13 protein-coding genes and 4 pseudogenes are annotated in these 20049 nt (G+C 58.4%); 9 read left to right on the forward strand and 8 right to left on the reverse strand.

What is annotated here, in order from left to right:
* Positions 1-275, reverse strand: a pseudogene (locus RHIBUN_RS34490) (DNA polymerase IV); the annotation flags it as partial.
* A 458-nt stretch (positions 276-733) separates the two neighbouring features.
* Between RHIBUN_RS34490 and RHIBUN_RS37770 the strand changes: the two are divergent.
* The 3 genes and pseudogenes from RHIBUN_RS37770 to RHIBUN_RS0131320 all read left to right on the forward strand — a co-directional run bounded on the left by RHIBUN_RS37770 (position 734) and on the right by RHIBUN_RS0131320 (position 6157).
* Positions 734-1468: pseudogene (locus RHIBUN_RS37770) on the forward strand (ImuA family protein).
* Positions 1389-2900 carry a DNA polymerase Y family protein gene (locus RHIBUN_RS0131315; RefSeq protein ID WP_025662667.1) on the forward strand — a complete coding sequence of 504 codons (1512 nt, stop codon included), beginning with the start codon at positions 1389-1391 and terminating at the stop codon, positions 2898-2900. The pseudogene RHIBUN_RS37770 and the gene RHIBUN_RS0131315 overlap by 80 nt, the downstream one beginning before the upstream one ends.
* A complete protein-coding gene (locus tag RHIBUN_RS0131320) occupies positions 2897-6157 on the forward strand; it encodes an error-prone DNA polymerase (RefSeq protein WP_025662668.1) in 3261 nt (1086 codons plus the stop codon). The genes RHIBUN_RS0131315 and RHIBUN_RS0131320 overlap by 4 nt, the downstream gene beginning before the upstream one ends.
* 30 nt (positions 6158-6187) lie before the next feature.
* On the opposite strand, the gene RHIBUN_RS0131325 is transcribed toward RHIBUN_RS0131320, so the two are convergent.
* Positions 6188-7966 carry an adenylate/guanylate cyclase domain-containing protein gene (locus RHIBUN_RS0131325; protein WP_025662669.1) on the reverse strand — a complete coding sequence of 593 codons (1779 nt, stop codon included), beginning with the start codon at positions 7964-7966 and terminating at the stop codon, positions 6188-6190.
* A gap of 266 nt (positions 7967-8232) precedes the next feature.
* On the opposite strand from RHIBUN_RS0131325, the pseudogene RHIBUN_RS0131330 reads away from it, so the two are divergent.
* Positions 8233-8946, forward strand: a pseudogene (locus RHIBUN_RS0131330) (MFS transporter); the annotation flags it as partial.
* A gap of 497 nt (positions 8947-9443) precedes the next feature.
* Here the strand turns inward: RHIBUN_RS0131330 and RHIBUN_RS0131340 are convergent.
* From RHIBUN_RS0131340 to traA, 4 genes are read right to left on the reverse strand one after another with little or no spacing between them, the layout of a single operon-like run.
* A complete protein-coding gene (locus tag RHIBUN_RS0131340; RefSeq protein ID WP_025662672.1) occupies positions 9444-10058 on the reverse strand; it encodes a TraH family protein in 615 nt (204 codons plus the stop codon).
* A gap of 15 nt (positions 10059-10073) precedes the next feature.
* A complete protein-coding gene (locus RHIBUN_RS0131345) occupies positions 10074-11240 on the reverse strand; it encodes a conjugal transfer protein TraB (RefSeq protein ID WP_025662673.1) in 1167 nt (388 codons plus the stop codon).
* Positions 11230-11793, reverse strand: coding sequence for a conjugative transfer signal peptidase TraF (gene traF, locus RHIBUN_RS0131350; RefSeq protein ID WP_025662674.1), 564 nt, complete (start codon positions 11791-11793; stop codon positions 11230-11232). The genes RHIBUN_RS0131345 and traF overlap by 11 nt, the downstream gene beginning before the upstream one ends.
* Positions 11790-15092, reverse strand: coding sequence for a Ti-type conjugative transfer relaxase TraA (traA, locus tag RHIBUN_RS0131355; RefSeq protein ID WP_025662675.1), 3303 nt, complete (start codon positions 15090-15092; stop codon positions 11790-11792). The genes traF and traA overlap by 4 nt, the downstream gene beginning before the upstream one ends.
* 251 nt (positions 15093-15343) lie before the next feature.
* Here traA and traC point away from each other — a divergent pair, with 251 nt between their 5' ends.
* The 4 genes from traC to RHIBUN_RS0131380 all read left to right on the forward strand — a co-directional run bounded on the left by traC (position 15344) and on the right by RHIBUN_RS0131380 (position 18147).
* Entirely contained in the window at positions 15344-15634 is a 291-nt protein-coding gene (gene traC, locus RHIBUN_RS0131365) for a conjugal transfer protein TraC (RefSeq protein ID WP_025662676.1), read from the forward strand.
* A gap of 4 nt (positions 15635-15638) precedes the next feature.
* Entirely contained in the window at positions 15639-15854 is a 216-nt protein-coding gene (locus tag RHIBUN_RS0131370) for a type IV conjugative transfer system coupling protein TraD (RefSeq protein WP_025662677.1), read from the forward strand.
* The gene (gene traG / locus RHIBUN_RS0131375) at positions 15841-17766 is read left to right on the forward strand and encodes a Ti-type conjugative transfer system protein TraG (RefSeq protein WP_025662678.1); all 1926 of its coding nucleotides are present in this window, start codon (positions 15841-15843) and stop codon (positions 17764-17766) included. Before RHIBUN_RS0131370 ends, traG begins: the two co-directional genes overlap by 14 nt.
* 189 nt (positions 17767-17955) lie before the next feature.
* Positions 17956-18147 (forward strand): WGR domain-containing protein, encoded by a 192-nt coding sequence (locus RHIBUN_RS0131380; RefSeq protein WP_245268049.1) that lies wholly within the window; start codon positions 17956-17958, stop codon positions 18145-18147.
* Between the two features lie 78 nt (positions 18148-18225).
* Here RHIBUN_RS0131380 and RHIBUN_RS0131385 read toward each other — a convergent pair whose 3' ends face one another.
* On the reverse strand, positions 18226-18465 hold the full coding sequence (locus RHIBUN_RS0131385) for a hypothetical protein (protein ID WP_025662680.1): 240 nt from the start codon (positions 18463-18465) through the stop codon (positions 18226-18228).
* A gap of 250 nt (positions 18466-18715) precedes the next feature.
* Positions 18716-19024, reverse strand: a complete 309-nt coding sequence (locus tag RHIBUN_RS0131390) for a DUF736 domain-containing protein (protein WP_025662681.1) — start codon at positions 19022-19024, stop codon at positions 18716-18718.
* 840 nt (positions 19025-19864) lie between these two features.
* Here RHIBUN_RS0131390 and RHIBUN_RS36110 point away from each other — a divergent pair.
* Positions 19865-20049: pseudogene (locus tag RHIBUN_RS36110) on the forward strand (IS630 family transposase); the annotation flags it as partial.

Genomic DNA, 20049 nt, shown 5'->3' on the forward strand with positions numbered 1-20049 from the left:
GCCTTGTAGACGTCAAAGCGTGGCTTCACGAAAATCAGGTCGGGGCATTTGCGCTTTGCCGTCACTGAAGGCATTGCAGAATGGACGCCGAACTTACGGGCCTCGTAGCTGGCCGCCGCCACCACGCCGCGCGCCTCGGAACCACCGACTGCGACGGGACGACCGCGAAGATCAGGGTTGTCGCGCTGCTCGACGGACGCATAAAAGGCGTCCATGTCGATGTGGATGATCTTGCGTGGGCGCTCGATTGACAGATTTGCAGCGGGATCACTCATCGGGCGTCTCTGGAGTACGGACCAGGCAAGGAAACCGGGCCTGACAACGGTCGATGCCATCCACGCCATTCATNCGCGAACAGCCAACGGCAAGCCGCCGCCGGAGCTGCCNGAAGGACAGGCTCGCTCCATATTGTCTGACGAGGGCCTTCCGGTCGAGATCGGTCGCTCTCTCACACGCAGCGCATTCGAGGGTGACGACAGNGCCTCGGTAATCTCGCAGCGTTGGTTCATCGCAGAAATTTTCTCTCATCCGGAAGATAGTGTACGCCCTGTGGACCAGCGTTTGCTAGCGCATTGAATTCCCTCATGGATCGTCGCGCCGCGCTGCTGTGGATGGCTTGTTGGTTCAAAATCCACCTGAANCGCGCCCGTTGACTCAAAATCCGGAAAGGAACAAATGTAGAACATACTCGCTTTTGAACGAGATGGAACCCTTGAATTGACGAAGGCTACAGATGGCGCAACTAGGCGCAAATCCTGTCATCACCGAACTTCGGGAGCGTATCGCGCACCTCGAAGGTGGCTTAGTGCGTCGCAATCAGGTTCTGCCGTTCGGTGTTCACGAGATCGATGAGCACCTGCCGGGAGGCGGACTGTCTTTCGGTGCGGTGCATGAGTTCGCTGGCGGAGGATCGGGCACCGTCCGACGGCGCGGCAGCCGCTTTGTTTGCCGCCGGGATAGCCGCGCGTACCAAGGGCAAGGTCATCTGGTGCCTGACGAGGCCGAACCTCTTCTTTCCTGCTTTGGCTCAGGCTGGCCTTCAGCCGGACCGCGTCGTCGTCGAGGCGACAAGGAGGAAGACGTGCTTGCTTCCATGGAGGAGACCCTTTCGTTGGGCGGTCTCGAAGCGGTCGGCCGAACTTGTCCGATTGCCGATGACAGCCTCCCGCAGGCTGCAGCTTTTCACCGAAAAACGGGAACCATGGGTCCGGTCGCTCGACGCTGGCGGCGACAGGCGGAGGCCTCCGACCTCGGCCAACCGTCCGCGTCAGCGACCAGGTGGTGTGTGAGCGTCGTGCCGGTTCGGGGTGTGGCAAGTTCGAGATGGTTTCTGGAACTGATGCGGGTGAAAACGGGTGAGTGCGCTGAGTTTTTCGTAGGAGCGTGTGATGTCCAGGGTCGTATCCATCTATCTGCCGGAGTTGGCGACGGATCGAATACGTCGCAACGACCCTTCTATTCCCGTTGAGCAACCCGTTGCCGTAATCGCAAAGAGCGGCCCAAAGCGATGGGTCTCGGCGGCCGACGCCGCAGCAAAGAAAGCGGGAGTCCGTGTTGGGATGGCGGCGGCAAAAGCCCAGGCCATCTTCAGGGGCTTGATGCTGATCGACGCCGATCCGGCGGCCGACGCAGCAGCTCTCGCAAGGATCACGCTTTGGGCACTCAGCCAGTATTCCCCGATCGTCGCTGTTGATGAGCCCGATGGCATTGTTATGGACACGGAAGGTGCTGACCATCTTCAGGGTGGGGAGCTGCCGATGTTGACCGGAATAGCCAACCGGTTCCATGGGAAAGGACTGACAGCGCGGGTTGCTGTGGCCGACACTTGGGGAGCGGCACACGCTTGTGCTCGCGCGATCCGAACGCGGACGGTCATAGTTCCGATTGGACAGACGGTCGGGGCCGTCGAACACCTTCCTCTTTCATTGCTCAGGCTTCCGGCCAAGATCGCTAGCGATCTCAATATTCTCGGTTTCAAGTCGATTGGGGAGTTATCAGCAACACCCCGAGCACCGCTGACCCTTCGCTTCGGTCCGGAACTTGGACGTCGCCTGGATCAGATTTTTGGTCGGGTCGCCGAGCCGATTGATCCGATCCGGGTACCTGAGCTGATAGAGGTCAGCAGGGTCTTTGCCGAGCCAATCGGTGCCGCAGAAACCATCAACAAATATGTTGCTCGGCTCGTTGTGCAGCTCGTCGCCGAACTGGAGCGCAAGGGTCTTGGTGTGCGGCGAACGGATCTCATTGTTGAGAAAGTTGACGGTACACGCCAGGCAATCCGTGCAGGAACCGCCAAACCTGCTCGCGACGTTGCCTGGCTGTCGAAGCTCTTTCGAGATCGTACTGAAAGAATCGAACCGGGGTTCGGAATCGAGAAGATGACATTGGCGGCGGTTATGACACAGCCGCTTGCAGGGGAGCAGCGAGCCTCTGACCTCATAGAGGAGCAGGACGATGACATCACGCCGCTGATCGACGTGTTTGGCAATAGAGGGCAACGGGTCTACCGGGTCGCGCCGGTCGCCTCAGATGTTCCTGAGCGCAGTGTACTACGGATCGCGGCTGCCGCTCCAGATGCCGAGGAAACGTGGGCGCACCACTGGCCCCGGCCTGTGCGATTGCTCGCCCGCCCAGAGCAGATCGAAGCTATCGCACTCCTGCCTGATCATCCGCCTGCGAGCATCACTTGGCGTGGCAAACGACGAAAGGTCAAACGCGCTGATGGTCCTGAACGCGTTTTCGGCGAGTGGTGGAAGCGCGACAGCGAACTAGAGGCAGTGCGCGACTACTTTGTTGTCGAGGACGAAGGCGGCGAGCGTTTTTGGGTATTCAGGTCGGGTGACGGGGTCGACTCCGAGACAGGATCCCATCGATGGTTCATGCACGGAATATTCGGATGAGATACGCCGAGCTCCAAGTCACGACCCATTTCAGTTTCTTGCGTGGCGTAAGCAGCGCCGACGAGCTGTTTGCCACCGCAAAGGCACTTGGCATCGAGGCGATCGGCGTTGCTGACCGCAACAGCCTTGCGGGGATTGTCCGGGCACTCGAGGCATCGCGCGCGACAGGCTTGCGCCTTGTTGTCGGATGTCGGCTCGATCTGCAGGACGGGATGTCGATCCTTGTCTATCCAACCAATCGCAACGCGTACTCGCGGCTGACCAGGCTGCTCACACTTGGCAAGAGCCGGGGCGGAAAGGGCAAGTGCATCCTGGGGCTCGATGATGTCATTGCTTATTCAGAAGGACTTTTGGCCATCCTGTTACCCGATCTGCCGGACGCGAACTGCGCTGCCCAGCTTCGCAAGGTGGCAGAGGTATTCGGCAATCGGGCCTATGTGTCTCTCTGCCTGAGGCGCCGACCGAACGACCAGATGCGGCTTCACGAGATTTCGAAGATGGCTGCGCGTCACCGTGTGAAAACCGTCGTCACCAATGATGTCCTGTTCCACGAGCCCGGCCGCCGCCAGTTGCAGGATGTCGTCACTTGCATTCGCAAAAACACCACGATCGATGAGGTCGGCTTCGAGCGCGAACGGCATGCTGACAGATACCTCAAGCCGCCCGAGGAGATGGAGCGCCTGTTCCCACGCCACCGCGAGGCGCTGGCGCGGACGATGGAGATTGTCGAACGCTGCGAGTTTTCTCTTGAGGAGCTGAGCTACCAATATCCAGAAGAAGCGGTCGTAATGGGCATGGACGCGCAGCAGTCGCTCGAGCATTACGTCCGCGAATGCATCCCAATCCGATATCCGGAAGGCTTGCCCCAGAAAGTTCTCAGGGCCATAAAACACGAACTGGACCTGATCCGCACGATGAAGTACGCGCCGTACTTTCTGACAGTGTTCAGCATCGTTCGTTTCGCGCGCTCAAAGGGTATTCTTTGCCAGGGCAGGGGATCGGCGGCAAATTCGGCCGTCTGCTACATTCTTGGGATCACCTCGATCGATCCCGAGACCAACGATCTCCTGTTCGAGCGTTTTGTGAGCCAGGAGCGTGACGAACCGCCAGATATCGACGTCGACTTCGAACACGAGCGCCGCGAGGAGATCATCCAGTGGATTTACACGACGTACGGTCACGACAAGGCGGCGCTCTGTTCGACCGTAACGCGGTACCGAGCCAAGGGCGCAATCCGCGACGTCGGCAAGGCGCTCGGCTTGCCGGAGGATATCATCAAGGCGCTATCGGCAGGCATGTGGTCTTGGTCGGATGAATTGGCAAGCGACCGGAGCCTGCGGGAACAGGGCCTTAATCCTGAGGACCGGCGGCTTGCTCTGACGCTCAAGCTCGCCCAGCAACTGATGGGCGCGCCCCGTCATCTCGGTCAGCATCCGGGCGGCTTCGTGTTGACCCATGACCGACTCGACGATCTCGTTCCCATCGAGCCGGCATCCATGGCCGACCGTCAGGTGATCGAATGGGACAAGGACGACATCGAGGCTCTAAAGTTCATGAAAGTCGATGTTCTGGCGCTCGGCATGTTGACCTGCATGTCCAAGGCCTTCGATCTGCTTCGCGAGCACAAAGGCGAGGACCTCGACCTCGCGGGAATCCCGCAGGAAGACAAGGCCACCTATGCGATGATCCGCAAGGCGGACACACTCGGAACATTCCAGATCGAGTCACGTGCACAGATGGCCATGCTTCCGCGCATGAAGCCGAGGACCTTCTACGATCTTGTCATCCAGGTGGCTATCGTCCGCCCTGGTCCGATTCAGGGCGACATGGTCCATCCCTACCTCCGACGCCGGGAGGGCAAGGAGCCTGTCGAGTACCCGACACCGGAACTGGAAGCCGTTCTCGGAAAGACGCTGGGGGTGCCACTCTTTCAGGAGTCAGCCATGAAGGTGGCGATGGTCTGCGCTGGCTTTACCGGCGGCGAAGCCGACCAGCTTCGCAAGTCGATGGCCACATTCAAGTTCACCGGCGGCGTCAGTCGCTTCAAGGAGAAGCTGGTCTCGGGGATGATCAAGAACGGCTACTCGGCCGAGTTTGCGGAGAAGACGTTCAGCCAGCTCGAAGGATTCGGTTCATACGGCTTCCCGGAAAGCCATGCTGCCTCCTTCGCGCTGATCGCCTATGCCTCGAACTATGTAAAGCGCCATTTCCCTGACATCTTCTGCGCCGCTCTGCTGAACTCGCAGCCGATGGGCTTCTACGCGCCTGCCCAGATCGTCCAGGATGCGCGTGCCCATGGAATTGAAGTCCGGCCAGTCTGCATCAACCAGTCGCGCTGGGATTGTACGCTCGAGCGTATCGAAAGAACCAATCGCCATGCGGTCCGCCTCGGAATGCGCTTGGTGAAGGGACTGGCCGTAGCCGATTCTGCCCGGATCGTCGCGGCCAGGATGAACGCATCCTTCGAAACGGTCGACGATGTCTGGCGGCGATCGCATGTCCCAACGGAAGCGCTCGTACAACTTGCCGAAGCCGATGCCTTCCTGCCGTCGCTGAAGCTCCAGCGCCGGGATGCGATCTGGGCCATCAAGGCCCTGCGTGACGAACCTCTTCCTCTGTTCGCCGCCGCTTCCGAACGTGAAGCACGTGCGATCACCGAGCAGCAGGAGCCTGAGGTCGCCCTCCGACAGATGACCGCGGGTCATAACGTTGTCGCAGATTACAGTCATGTCGGACTGACACTGCGCGACCATCCGATTGCCTTCCTCAGAAAGGAACTGGCGGCACGCCGCATCGTCACTTGTGCCGAAACCATGAACGCTCGTGACGGTCGATGGTTGATGACGGCAGGTCTCGTCCTTGTAAGACAAAAGCCTGGTTCGGCGAAAGGCGTGATGTTCATCACCATCGAGGATGAGACTGGGCCGGCCAATCTCGTCGTCTGGCCAAGCCTGTTCGAACGCCGGCGTCGGATCGTCCTCGGATCGTCGATGATGGCGATAAACGGCCGCGTTCAGCGCGAGGGAGAGGTCGCACATCTTGTCGCGCATCAGCTTTTCGACCTGTCCGGTGAATTAGGCGAGCTGACTGATCGCGATCTGGACTTCAAGTTGCCGACAGGTAGGGGGGATGAATTTGCGCATGGTTCGCCAGGCAGCCCAGACTCACGTGATACGGCGGCGGCCAAGCCGAGGGACATTTTCGTCCCGGACGTGCATATCGATACCTTGAAGGTGAAGGCGAGGAACTTTCATTGATGGCATGGCAGCGAGTTCGCGCGTCGCCCCTCACGCGGGTAGACCCGCAAGCCTCAATCCTTGGCGCAGCCGATCAACGTCCTTTTCTTCTCTGAGGTATGAGACATCTACAAGCCAGTTTACATAATCAACCGGACCCGCGGTCGCATCTCCGCACCATCGCCTGCTGACAGCATCGAGGAAGACCCGGCCGCATTTCTCTGCATCCTCGATCCGGTTGAGGTGAGCGTAGGCGGCCGCGCGCCACGCCATGTCTCGCGGCTCCCTTTCCGGCGTGGCGAATGTTCGCTGTTCGAGAAGGACGGCCGCCTCGCCGTATCGCTCCGTTTGGAAGAGGAGGCGGGATTTATAATAGTTGTACCAACTGGGATATAACGGGTTCAGTCGATACGCGATCTCCGCGCCGGCCAAGCCCTCCTCAGCCCGCCCAATGGCTCCTTGCATCCATGCCCACATTATCAGGATGGTGGCATCGTTGGGGTTCATCGACTTCGCCAGGCCAAGATGATGTTCAGCTCGTTTAAAGTCTCGCCACGTCAAGCAAATGTATCCCAGTGTGGACTGAACCCGTGGATCGCTCGGATCGAGGGCAAAAGCCATCTCGGCTGAACGCAGTGCTTTGATCCTGTTCTCATCCTCTTGTCTTGGAATGCCAATAGCACCGTCCGACGCGCGGTTGAGGTATATGTAGGCGAGGCCTGTATGGGCTCTGGCAAAAGTCGGATCAATTTTAGCGGCACGCTCAAAAAGCGCCTCCGCGCGTTCCTGCGCTCCTGGCCTGAAGTCGTCAGAGAGGCGGTTGCCCTGCAGAAAGAGATCATATGCCCGCATGTCTTCCGGGCGACGGCGTCGTGACGTCAATTCGTTGTCGTCTATGACGCGTTGTGCGACCATGGCGACGATGCTCTGCGCAATCTCCTCCTGAGTGGAAAAAATATCGTCAAGGGATCGGTCATATCGATCCGCCCATAGGTGCGTCCCGCTCGCTGTCTCGACGAGCTGGACCGTAATTCGAACACGGTTACCAGCGCGCCTTACACTCCCCTCTACGACATAGCCCGCGCTGAGCGTCCTGCCGACCTCGCGCAAATCGAGCATTCGGCCGCGTAGCGCAAATGACGAGGTTCTCGCTATCACCATAAGCTCGCTGAAGCGTGCCAATTCCGTGATGATGTCTTCAGTTATTCCGTCGCTGAAGTAAGCCTGCTCCGGATCACCGGACATGTTCTCAAATGGAAGTACGGCAATGGCAGGCCCGGTCGATTTTGGAGTTTCGGGTGAAGCGTAGGCAGACCCGCTGAGTGGCAAATGGTATGCCTTGATCGGCCGCGCGATGTTCTTGAGGTGCTGCTCACCAGCGTAGTCGAAATTCGCGTCAACCTTTCCAGCGAGCTGTTCGTAGGCTGCCCCCGAAATCAGAAGATCACCCGGCTGGCACAACTGCTCCAGTCGGGCCGCAACGTTGACACCATCCCCGAGCAGGTCGTCACCGTCCACCACGACATCACCGAGATTGATGCCTATGCGAAGGATGATCCTGTTTGCGGAACCGGCCGGCTCCTGTTCATTCGCCAATGTGTTCTGGATCTCGATTGCGCATGAGACAGCCTCAACCACCGAGCTGAACTCGGCGATCAGCCCATCGCCCATCAATTTGACCAGCCGGCCGGCATGTCTTGCAATCAGTGGACGAAACACCGAGGTCTGTAAATTTATCAGAACCGCAAGCGTATTGCGTTCATCGGCTTCGACAAGTCGTGAAAACCCGACGACATCGGCAACTAGGATTGCGGCTAGCCTTCGCTCCAAAGCTTCCCCTCCATTCCCCCGGCGGTCGGTCCTGTCAGCTCCCGGCCGGATACCCCATAGAAAAGCACAGGTCCAAGGCCGGGTTAAGCGAGAATCACGATGACGCTCGTTCGTGGCTTACGAGACTCATATTACGCCGAATGCTGCGACAATGCGCATTTCGTTGGGCGAAGAAGCAGCGTCGGGTCATGGCGTTGACCCCATCAGTGGCGCAACGCTACGCGCGGCCTGGTAAGGTCATGGAGGCTGTCGTCAGAATTTCTCTTCGGCCTGAAAGTGCGACGTTTCTGAATTCCGAGGAAAAGACCTGGCTGAAGGACCGCCTTGCTTTGGAGAACGCTGGCATGGAGGCGACCGCCAGCGATGGCTTCAAGGCGCTCGTCAATCCGCGGGTTCTCTTGATGGCGATCTGCTATATCGGGTTTCCCCTAGCGGCATACGGTCTCAGCTATTGGCTTCCGACCATCGTCAAGAGCTTTGGGGTCGGCAATACGGCCAACGGCTTTCTCAACATCATCCCATGGGTGCTGGTTGCAATCGCGCTCTATGCGGTCCCGTCAGCCGCAGACAGAGCCTCGTCGAAGACGCCCTATATCGTGGTACCAGCGGTTGTCGGCGCCGTTTGCCTGGTTCTGTCCGCCGTGATTCCGAACCATCTGCTTCAGTTTGCCTTTCTCTGTGTTGCGGCAGCGGGCATCTTTGCCGGGCAACCTGTTTTTTGGAGCCTACCGTCACGATTCCTTCGAGGGGCGGGGGCAGCCGCAGGTCTGGCGGCAATCAATTCTGTCGGAAACCTGGGCGGATTTATCGCGCAGAACGTCGTGCCGTGGATAAAGGATTCGACCGGCAGCACCATTGCCCCGATGTTCTTCCTCGCGGCCTGCCTGGCCGCTGCAGCAATTCTGGTACTGGTCGTTGGCCGTATGGTCGGACGCACGCCGACGTCGAGTGAAAGCGGAAAAGCCAAAGTGAACGTGTAGTTGCCCCGTGGACCTCTGTTCAAAGGAAAGCGGGCATGGTGACGACGAGGCGGGTTCGGGAGGAAGGAGCCCGACAGAAGAATCATAGGTAAGTACTATTTACGCTATTTTTCTGCACGCCAGACGCATATGGAATTTTATATGCTACATTATTTTATCAATACTTTAACTAAACTCTATTCAAAATGACCTTCATTGAAGCGGATAAAGACTCGAATGTTTGTATTGTCGGTAATTGACCGTGATGATCAACGTGATCTTCTGGTGGCAAGCCTCCACCTCAGAGGAAGGTATCTCTATGCCGACGCCTGCGGCGCCAGATATCGATTTCGAATTCAGGACGTGATCAACCTTTCTCCAGTCAATGACCATATGATTTTTCCACCTATTTCTGCCGCTAGAAGCGCCGGTCTAAACTAGCGCCGCCTGCGACGGTTGTGTTCGACGGGCAGGTGAATCGCCGTACGAATTGGGTCGTCAAGACTTTCGCACGTGACCTACTGGCGAAGGATTCGAGATAAATCGATCCGCATGCCTGCGCGGCCGAGTTCGTTTTCACCGGGTGGTTCGGACGAGCTCGATGAGGCGCTTTCGGGCTTTCCTGGATACCTCCCATTTGGATCGTCCAGTTCGCCTTGACCTGCGATCGATCCACTGGGATCTTCGGCCTGAAATACGCTTTGAGCCTCGAACTCGCCCGTTTTCCACGCATCGATGGCATCCTCGAACACTTGCGGGAAAACTTCAGCGCTTTCGGGGTTTCCGTACCATTTGCTGACAATGCGAAGAATCTTTGCGAACATTCTCGTTCCCAGGCGCAGGTTCACGCACGGATCGACAAGACCTGACGTCACTTCCGAAATGTTTTTTACGCCAACACCTGCAGGAAACTGCGTGAGGCCGACGCGCACGACTGAATGTCCGACATTCTGCTTGACGATTTCCATTGCTTCCTCGGGTGTTCCAGCCTTCGGCACGAGGACCAATCGCCCTCCCCCTCTCACGGTGACAGCAAGGGGATCGGAAGAGCCGGCGGCTTTGACGAACTGCTCGACGATCGCCGGCTTCAAGGAGGGATCGGCACATTTTGTTATGAGGGCAGGATCAAGCATGAAGGGCTCCCGGAACTACGTGTTGACAGAGAAGACAAGCGGCTTGTGGAAGAGACGCGACCAAGCCTCGACACTGGCACGCTGGATGGGCACGATAGACGTGCTGCCTGTCCACCAGCCGTTCCCAACGGCGACGATGATATCAGGGTCGTAAAGCATGGACTGAACGACCGGCCAGACAATGAGTTGCTCGTAGCAAATCACCGGCGCAACTCGTTTGCCTGCGATTTCGGCGACGGGATTGGAGAAGAAATACGCACGTGCGCCGCCGCCGCCATCAATCAGTGACTGCCAGGGCTGCCACATCGAACCGGGGACCGGCATACGCTCGCGGTAGATAATTCGCGCCCCGAACTCCGAAAGTTCCAAGAGCACATTGTCGTAACCGATCTCGTCGACCACGGATGCGCCTGCGACGACCGTCAACCCGCTTGCTCGCAATTCACGCAGCCATAGCCGTTCGACCGTTGGTGTCCAGAAGCCGATCGCACTCTCTGGCAACACAACCACGGCGCCTTTGCCGCGCCTTGCCGCCCGCGCCGTTGCAACAAGGCCACGCTGCCGTTCGAGATTGCTGGTTCGGCCGAGCGACGCTCCAAGTGTAAGCTCGACACCATACCACGAAGAGGGTAGGTGCTGCGTCGTCCACTGTGCGGCGGACCAGAGCCACAAGCCAATAATGGCTATGGCTGCAGCCGGCCGAAGCCTGGTCGTCATGATCAAGAGGCCGGCTGCCATTGTGCCAACACCAACCCACCCCCAGCCGGGAAACAGAACTCCGGCGGCGGTGATCGGGTGAGCCCAGCCCAAAATTCCAAAGGGCGGCACTGCCATCAAAAACATGACCAAGAGATAACGGATTGCAAGACGCCATCCCGATCTCTCGGTCCACAGGACGGCGTGGACGCTGACGAAGGCCGCCGACGCTATCAACCAGAGCAACAGACCGGACAAGAGATTTGAACCATAGAAGGCGACTGCGCCATGCGGCAAACCTCGAGATGCCGCAAGAAAATAGGTCGCCGATGCCATGGCGGCACTTGGCCGGTTGCGCGCCACGGACCAGATAAACGGAAAGGCGGCAGACACAGGAAGGGCGAGGGGATTTCCGCACCAACCGATCCAGCCAGCCGCTAGTGCCGCGCCCAACAGGACACTGTTGCGGACCAGTTCACGGCGCATAGGTGAGGACCGCCTTTGCCAGGCCGAGCACCCCGGAGGCAGGCACTGGACCAAAGTAGCGAGAGTCGAAGGACCCGATGAAACCAGAGTGAAGAAACACGTAGCCGGTCGGTACCGTTCCTCCGCTGAATCGCCTCAAGCTCCGACCTTTGCCGTCCAGCTGGGCCGGTGCGGAATGCGGCAATGCAAGGCCGTCGATCCTAACCAAGCGGTCAATTTCGATCCTTTGTGATGACATCGCAACGATGGTTTTGATGAGCGGCGCATAGCCACCGGGACAGATCCCCGATCGAAGGTAACCGCGGTCAAACGCTTCTCGCATGGTGGGCGTCGGCGGCGGACAGACAAAGACCAGATCGCCAATCTTGTAGGGTCCTTCCGGCATTTGAATTCGCCAGATCCCGAGAGGTTCGCTCGGCGTTAGATTGATCCGATACCCAAGCGCGCCTCCGGTCACGATGAGAGCTAAGAGAGCTGCGATAAGTGCGACAGGCAGACTCACGCGACGCCAAATTCGCGATGTTTGCCGGCGCTGATCGTGCAAAAAGGTCATTTCAGTGAAATCCCCTTCCTGATCGTTTGCCGCAAGGCCTCGGAGTGCTTCAGAGAGGATATCGATCGCTCTTGGGCGGACAATTGCTGAGCCGCGCGCAGAAAATTCCAGGCCGTCTTCATCTCTGCCTTCTGCAGAGAGTTCATCCCGGTCGTGAGGGATCGATAGGTTTGCCCGCTCGAGTCCCTTGCCGAAATCCCTAGGAAAGTCCGTTCCCCGAAGCGCTCCGCAACAGCCTTTGCAAACCCCTCAAGCTCCAGCCTCACCCTCTCGTCGGCGAGCCCGTGCTCGAGGACTGCGTGCAAGTCACTGCGGTCGATCGAATCGCGAACCTGCTCGAGCGCCGATCTGGCGTTCGGAGAAAGAGCGGGAATATTGATCGCGCTCTTCTGGCGGGCGGCGCACTCCTCTGTCTCATACTCTCGTTTTGCATTGGCGCGAATTTCAAGATAGCGGCCCAGACTGCGCGCCAGCGCAGTGACATTGACGACCGCCGTGTCCCGATCTTGCTCGTCGGATTTGCTGGCGAACAAACCCGTCTTGCCTTTGAGGGCACCGAAGCTACTCGGCTCTTCGGCGATCTTGAGCAGTGTCGCTGACGCCCTCGTCCGGTCAGCCAGCATCGCAGCGACATCGATGGCCTTGAATGCGGCCTCAGGTTGGGCATAGACGAGGTGGAACCGAACGAAGACATCTTCCCATAGCTTTTTTAAACCCGGGTCGGCCGCGAGCCTGTCCTCGACGACCTGCCCGATCGACCTCGAAAAAGTGGTGATCCCGGAAACCATGGGCTCTGCCTCCTTGATTGCGTGGTATTTCATCGCCGGCCCGACCAGGCCGAGTCGGGATCCGACAGCGGCCAGGCGCGACGCGAGCGTGATGAGGTTGTGCTTCTGCCTGACTGTCCAAGCGAGCCGGTCACGAACAAGCGTTCGGGCGACATTGACGGCATGAAGACCGCGTGCGTCAGCAAAGCGGAGCGCCTGTCGGTAGGGGCTGCCTTGCGCATAGTCGAGTGTCGTTTCCTTGACGTTCGTGCGAGACAGCAATTCGATGAGGCCTCCAGCCTTTGTGAAGGACCGGCGGCCATAATAGACGCTGAGATCCTCGCGGTGGCGGGTCATGGCGACATAGGTGAGGTGACGGTCGAGGGAAAGAGATGCCAGCAACTTGACTCGATCGACAGTAGCGCCTTGGGCTTTGTGCACCGTAGTGGCATAGCCGTAGTCGACATTATTGTAGAAGCGCTGCTCGACCGCGACCTGGCGGCGACGCTCGCCTTCGCCGATGACGGCAACGATGCGGCCGGGCCCCGCTTCAACGACCTTGGCAAGCATGCCGTTCTTGACACCAAGTGATCCCTCGTTCCTGAGGAAAACGATCTGGTCGCCGGCCGCGAAGTTGCGATCTCCATCGGCTGTCTTGAAGGTAGACCCGCCATCGATGACGCCGCGCTCAATGAGCTTGGCACGCGCCAGCTCGTTCAGCGTCCGGACATCACGACGCAAATGTGCAAGGATCAGGGAAGACCCGGCTGGATCATAGTCGCGGCTCCAATCCGCAATGAGGTTTGAGACCGCTTCAATCTTCAGCTCGGCGCTGATCATCCTTCCATTCGACCGATAGGCTTCGACCGCCTTGCCGATGTTGCCATGCGCAAGATCGCGCGAGGCGTCACGCATCCATTGTTTGCGTTGGCGATATATCGTGTCGAGTTCGGCATAGCCGATACGATTGGCAATCGCTCGGAAGGCAGCGCCCGCCTCGATCGGCTGCAACTGTTCCGGATCGCCGACGAGAACGAGTTTGGCGCCGGCTTTGGTGACTGTTTCAACGAACAGCGCCATCTGCCGCGACGAGACCATGCCCGCCTCATCGAGAACGAAAATCGTCTTGTCGTCGAGCTGATCGCGGCCCTGGCTCCAACGGAGCCCCCACGACGAAAGCGTGCGGGAGATGATGCCTGCTTCCTTCTCGAGACCTTCCGCTGCCTTGCCGGCAAGGGCACCGCCAACGACGCGATATCCGGCTGCTTCCCATGCCTGTCGAGCGGCCTTCATCATTGTGGTCTTGCCAGCACCGGCCCGACCGATCACTGCCGCGATACCTTCGCCACCGGCGACATGTTCGATTGCGCTCGTCTGTTCATCGGACAGACGATCATTGCGTGCAAAGGTCGCGCCGAGCACTGTCTTTTGAACCTTGTGCGACGATCGCTTCGACAACCAGATTGCTCGATTGACCATTTCGGCTTCAAGCCGGATCAACTCACGGGTTGTGTACTTGTCCGGGGTGCATTGACCTGTGGCGAAGTCGATCCTCTCCCGATCGAGACGCAGGGTCGCGGGGCTCTGCAGGATGCGCGCAAGAAGGCTTTGGAAAAGGACTGCGTCGTCGATATAGCGATGCAGGAATTTGGCGACATCGCGCTCATCGAAGACGCTCTTTTCCCGCGCAATCAGGTCAAGTACGATCCCCGGATTGCGCTGAATTCGTCGCGCATTCTCGGCCCGGCGCTCATCTTGCAATTCCAGCCGCTCGAGCGAAACCTGTTCGCCCGAGCCTTCCGTCTTCCGTTCGATTGCCTTGGCGCCAACGCCGAGATGGATGGTCGGGGTCAGCTCGATACCCTGCTTTTCGAAGGAACGGCCATCGATGCGAATGTCAAGACCGGCAACTGCCAGATGCCGATTCTGGCAGGCAAACCAGCCGTAGCGAAAGACATTGAAATCATCCAGTCTTCCGGCCCAAAGCTCATAGACGATCTTGCCGCTGTCGTTGCGGAGCGGATCGCCGTCCGCTCCGAGCACGGGCACTTTCTTGGCACCGAAACCGTCTTCCGTCAGCGGCCGCAACGTGGTCATCAAATGAGCATGCGGGTTGCCAGGCGCATCGTGGAAGACCCAATCGGCCACGATGCCCTTGGAGATGACATGCCTTTCGACAAAATCGCGGACAAGCTCGATATTCTGCTTAGCCGAGAGTTCGATCGGCAAGGCGATCGTCACGTCCTTGGCAAGCTGTGCGTCAGAGCGCTTCTCGAAATCCTCGACCTTGTTCCAGAAGGCTTCCGACGCAGATGAAACAGAGCGGCCGGCAATGATTTCGCGTAACCACTCCGGCGCGTCGACTGGAATGACAAACTCCTCATGAAGCAAACCCTGCTTCCGGCTGTAGTCGATCGTCCGGGCTTCCCGCTCATATTCCATCTTGGTGCAATGGCGGTAGGCAGCCGACAGCACTGCGCTGCGGCCGGACCCGCGGGCAACGATCGTGACTGAAAAATGCGGGACGGTCACTGTGAAACCAGCTCCTTCGAGCAATCGAATTCAATAAGCTCGTCAGGAGCGGCGGCCCGAAAAGGCCAAGCGCAGAGCGTCGCGTCAGCGACGTATAATTGCGCCCTTCGGATCCGCTCCTTCGGAACGGTCGGGATCATGCTCAAAGGTGTTGGCTGCGCCAACTCGCATTTCTGTCAGTAGATCATCTCGCAAATCTGCGGGACCTTCCTGCTTGAGGAAGTCGAAACCGTATGAGAGGCCGACCGGGAATGAAGAAACCGTCCGCAAGAATTCGCGAAGAAATCGTCCGTCTCCAGGAGCAGCTGAAGCAAGCCGAAACGCGGGAGGCCGAGCGCATTGGTCGCGTCGCTCTCAAGGCTGGGCTAGGCGACATGGAAATCGAGGAATCTGACCTTCAGACGGCATTCGAAGGTCTCGTCAAACGATTTTGCGGGACGAGACCTGCGTCGACAGAAAAGGACAAAAGCGGGGCAAGCAGAACCCCGCAAAGCGCGTCGAACCGCGCTGGAGCAGATCAAGTCAGCACTGGCGAGGATTGATCGGATGCAGCGCGCAAGAAACTCGCAAGCGCGGAAGAAGGATACACGCGACAAGATCGAACTCGGGGGCCTGATTGTCAAGGCGGGCCTCCGCTACGAGAAGCGCGCACTTCTTCTCGGCGCTCTGATCGATCTCAATCGCCGTCTCGGGATCGACGATGGCGAGCGAGCGCGACTGACGGCCATCGGCAACGAGGCATTCCGCCATGACAGCAAATAGGGTGGTGCTCCTTTTCATACCGATCATGTTGATGATTGGTGTTACCGTTGGCACCACTGGCATCGAGCAATGGCTGGCAACGTTCGGCAACACCGATGCGGCCAAGGCCGGGCTCAAGCATCTAGGCATTGCCGCGCCCTTCGTCGCAAGCGGAGGCGCCGGGGCGATCGTCCTCTTCGCCGCAAGCGGCTCGGTCAACATTCGTTCTGCTGCCTGGGGCGTCGTTGCCGGAGCCGCCGCCACATTCCTGATGGCATTTGCCCGCCAGGTGTTTCTCCTTTCTGTTTTTGCAAACCAATTGCCCAGAGGCAGCAGCATGGTCGCCGATCTTGAGACAGGGACGATAGCTGGGGCGGTGACTGCACTGATGACTGGATGTTTCGCGCTGCGGGTTGCGCTTCTCGGAAATGCGGCATTCCCGCGCGCCGAGCCAAGGCGTGTTATGGGCAAACGCGCCCTCCATGGGGAGGCCAACTGGATGACGATGCAGGAGGCGGCACAGCTTTTCCCGAATAGCGGGGGCATCGTGATTGGAGAGTGTTACCGCGTCGATCGTGACGACGTTGCTTCACATCCATTTCGGGTTGACGATCCTGAGTCCTGGGGCGTTGGCGGCAAGTCGCCGCTGCTCTGCTTCGATGGATCTTTCGGATCTTCCCACGGCATCGTCTTTGCAGGGTCCGGTGGTTTTAAGACGACTTCAATCACCATTCCAACCGCGCTCAAATGGGGCGGAGCGCTTGTCGTGCTTGATTCATCGAACGAGGTTGCGCCTATCGTGATCGAGCATCGCCGAAAGGCTGGCAGGGACATTCTTGTCCTCGATCCAAAGCACCCAGACATCGGGATCAATGTCCTCGACTGGATCGGACGTTTCGGTGGCACCAAAGAGGAAGACGTAGCCTCGGTCGCATCTTGGATCATGAGTGAAAATGGGCGAGCACAGGGCGTGCGCGATGACTTCTTTCGTGCTTCGGCACTTCAGCTCCTCACCGCAATCATTGCCGATGTCTGCCTGTCCGGCCATACGAAGAGCGAAGAACAGACCCTTCGCCAGGTACGCAGCAACTTAGCGGAACCGGAGCCGAAACTGCGCCAGCGATTGCAGGAGATTCACGACAACTCCAAATCCGATTTCGTGAAGGAGAATGTGGCCTCTTTCGTGAACATGACACCGGAAACCTTCAGCGGTGTCTATGCGAATGCAATCAAAGAGACGCATTGGCTTTCCTACCCAAACTACGCTGCGCTGGTATCCGGATCGAGCTTTACGACAGATGCGATTGCCGACGGCGACACGGACGTTTTTATCAACATCAATCTTAAGACGCTCGAAATGCACTCCGGGCTGGCGCGCGTCATCATCGGAACGTTCCTGAACGCCATCTACAATCGGGATGGCAGGATGAATACGCGCGCGCTTTTCCTCCTTGATGAAGTGGCACGCCTTGGGTACATGCGAATTCTGGAGACGGCGCGAGACGCTGGTCGCAAGTACGGCATCACCCTGATGATGATCTACCAGTCGATCGGTCAGTTGCGTGAAACCTACGGTGGCCGTGATGCATCAAGCAAGTGGTTTGAGAGCGCAAGCTGGCTTTCCTTTGCGGCGATTAATGATCCTGAAACGGCGGATTACATCTCACATCGCTGCGGCATGACGACGGTAGAGATCGATCAAGTCAGCTTGAGCTCCCAGTCGCGCGGATCCTCGCGCACGCGATCGAAGCAACTGGCGCCAAGGCCACTGATTCAGCCGCACGAAGTTCTTTGCATGCGAGCCGACGAGCAGATCATCTTTACTACCGGCAAGCCACCGCTTCGCTGCGGCCGCGCCATCTGGTTCCGACGTGAGGACATGCGGCAATGCGTTCGGGCGAGCCGGTTTTCAGTCGCGTCGGGCGGACCCTGAAGGTGAGCTCGAACTTAGCCCGCGTCGCATTGCGACATCACTGAAATGAATCGGTGAGCCGGAACCGATTCAAAACTGTCGTTGGACCCGGAATCTCCAAAGCGCGATTCTGTGTGCATGATCTCGCAACCCTACAAACTCTACATCGAGCGCACCGATCCGACCCGCAACATGGCTCGCTTTTATGCCATGTCGATTGACGCGACTCTGTTTGGTGACGTTTGCCTCACCCGTCGATGGGGACGTATAGGCGCCAAAGGACAGACAATGACCCACCATTTCGAGCGAGAGCACGATGCGGTGGTGCTCTTTCTGGATCTGATCCGGCTTAAGCGAAAGAGAGGGTACGCCACGGTCGCCAGTGGGCGTCGCTCATCCTGAAGACGACTGAAGAGCAAAGGACCTCGCGTCAGAATTCTGACTGCCAGCTTTAAGCACGACGCGCGGGAGGCATTATCCCTAATCGCGATGAAACGAGATCCGCAGCAAAGGTGCACCGGGTCGCACTCGAGACGAAAGTGAGCGCCCTAAGGGTGGTGGCTCGACTTGCACGATATCTAACTGTTCGGCCATGGCGACGGCAAGCTCTGCTCTGGCAATCTCGAGCTCGGCTACGATTTGACGACGCCCAGCAGCCCAACCTGCATTGCGGAGTTCGGCGCGCAGTTCTTCGATCTGCTGTTCGATAAGGTTGGCCATCGTTTCGTCTCCTGAAGTTCGTGAAGGACGACAACCGCTGCCAGTGACACGATAGATGGGGCAGGGGATCGCATCAATTCCGATGACGCCGGCGAGTGGGAAGCCTATTTCAACAGGCTCCGCACAATCGGGAAAACCGCGCATTGTCGGGGAGCTGACAACCGATCAAGCTTTATTGGGCAGCTATACTCCCTCTGTTGGCAGCAAAGGCTGGAAACCGGCTCCGCCTTGGGCGGAGCCGGGTCACTCGCTAGTCCCGGTTCGGGCGGGACCAGATAAGGTGGAGACCCCCTCCGCCTTCGACTTCGGCGAGTGTCGCGTAAATCGGGGCAGCAAAGCTCGGGTCGTCAAGTTTGACGGAGAGGTAATCGCGGCCCTGCTCGGAGGTCTTTTGCCAAGCAGCGCCCAACTCGACATTTCCAGCATAGATGCGGAAGTGAGGGCCCTTTTCGGAGGGGGTCTCGACCCGGGAGATGCGAGCCTTGAGATTGAGGGCGAGAGTGCGGATCGAACCCGTAAATCCGTTCTCGGTGGAGGTGAAGGTGCCGATGGTTGCCATTCTAAGTTCCTTTCGTTGTTTCCGGCCGCGCCCATCGCGGCCTCGATGACAGTCACGAGTCCGTGGACGATCGGACCGCACCTATTTGGCCGAAATGAACCGGAGGACGGCAGTCGCATGTTTGTTAGTAGGCGAGGAATAACGGCGAAACGGGAAGGAGTAAGAACACGCGACTGCCGTTGGAGGAGATCGATCGAGGCGAAGCCATTCTAAGATTAGGCGCGTCTCATCGCGGTCGCAGACGGAGCGCCAACAATCCATGAAGGGAACTTGGGTCTGACGGCATCGAATAAACGGTCTGTTCTAATGCCGGCTTATCGACGAAACATCATCCAACGCGTTCAGTTCGGCCGTACCGGTGCACCGGAAAAGTCGCAGATGAAAGAACACGGCAAGTCCGGCTAGCAACCGTGCCAGATCCAGCAGTTAGATAGCGCTGAGACATTTCCCAAGACCGCTGAATAAGCAGCGCACTCGGAAGCGCCGCCACTTTGTCGAGCGGTCGGTCGATTTTGCTTCCGCTTCGATTGCGCTTCGCGTCAGGCATTATTATCGTTTTATTTCCGATACTTAGCAGAAAGTGGCATAACAGGAATTATGGAACCTGACTAAGTTCTCGCTTGCGTTGGTTGGTTGTTGTACTGCGCCGCCGCCGCCGCGGTGTCTTCTTCTTCGCGATCCCACCGTTTCACCCGGCACACTCTCAAATCACGTCGATGTAGAAATCGATGCCTCCCCACTGCTGCCTAGACGACCGATTCCATGAAAGCGGCGTTTGATGGAACCTGACGTGCGCTGGTGGATTCCTGGTTTGAGATTATTCAAATGAGGAGTTTCATCATGGCACCAAGGCGGCGAGTCATTGAGCTGGCGATGAGCGAGCAAGAGATCGAAACGCTGACAGCTCTTTCGCGGTCTCGAACCGAGCCGGCGAGCCGGGTATCGCGGGCAGCCATGCTGCTGGCCTACCGCGAGAACCCGTCGTTCTTTGCGGTGGGACGACGACTTGGCGTGCATCATCAGAC

This window comes from Rhizobium sp. IBUN (genome assembly GCF_000510625.1).
GTDB classification, from domain to species: Bacteria; Pseudomonadota; Alphaproteobacteria; order Rhizobiales; family Rhizobiaceae; genus Rhizobium; species Rhizobium altiplani.

What these genes read in the sequence shown, in the direction of transcription:
- RHIBUN_RS0131315 (WP_025662667.1), top strand. Translation starts at nt 1,389, where the DNA reads ATGTCCAGGGTCGTATCCATCTATCTGCCGGAGTTGGCGACGGATCGA.
- RHIBUN_RS0131320 (WP_025662668.1), top strand. Translation starts at nt 2,897, where the DNA reads ATGAGATACGCCGAGCTCCAAGTCACGACCCATTTCAGTTTCTTGCGT.
- RHIBUN_RS0131340 (WP_025662672.1), bottom strand. Translation starts at nt 10,058, where the DNA reads ATGCTTGATCCTGCCCTCATAACAAAATGTGCCGATCCCTCCTTGAAG.
- RHIBUN_RS0131345 (WP_025662673.1), bottom strand. Translation starts at nt 11,240, where the DNA reads ATGCGCCGTGAACTGGTCCGCAACAGTGTCCTGTTGGGCGCGGCACTA.
- traF (WP_025662674.1), bottom strand. Translation starts at nt 11,793, where the DNA reads ATGACCTTTTTGCACGATCAGCGCCGGCAAACATCGCGAATTTGGCGT.
- traC (WP_025662676.1), top strand. Translation starts at nt 15,344, where the DNA reads ATGAAGAAACCGTCCGCAAGAATTCGCGAAGAAATCGTCCGTCTCCAG.
- RHIBUN_RS0131370 (WP_025662677.1), top strand. Translation starts at nt 15,639, where the DNA reads ATGCAGCGCGCAAGAAACTCGCAAGCGCGGAAGAAGGATACACGCGAC.
- traG (WP_025662678.1), top strand. Translation starts at nt 15,841, where the DNA reads ATGACAGCAAATAGGGTGGTGCTCCTTTTCATACCGATCATGTTGATG.
- RHIBUN_RS0131380 (WP_245268049.1), top strand. Translation starts at nt 17,956, where the DNA reads ATGTCGATTGACGCGACTCTGTTTGGTGACGTTTGCCTCACCCGTCGA.
- RHIBUN_RS0131385 (WP_025662680.1), bottom strand. Translation starts at nt 18,465, where the DNA reads ATGGCCAACCTTATCGAACAGCAGATCGAAGAACTGCGCGCCGAACTC.
- RHIBUN_RS0131390 (WP_025662681.1), bottom strand. Translation starts at nt 19,024, where the DNA reads ATGGCAACCATCGGCACCTTCACCTCCACCGAGAACGGATTTACGGGT.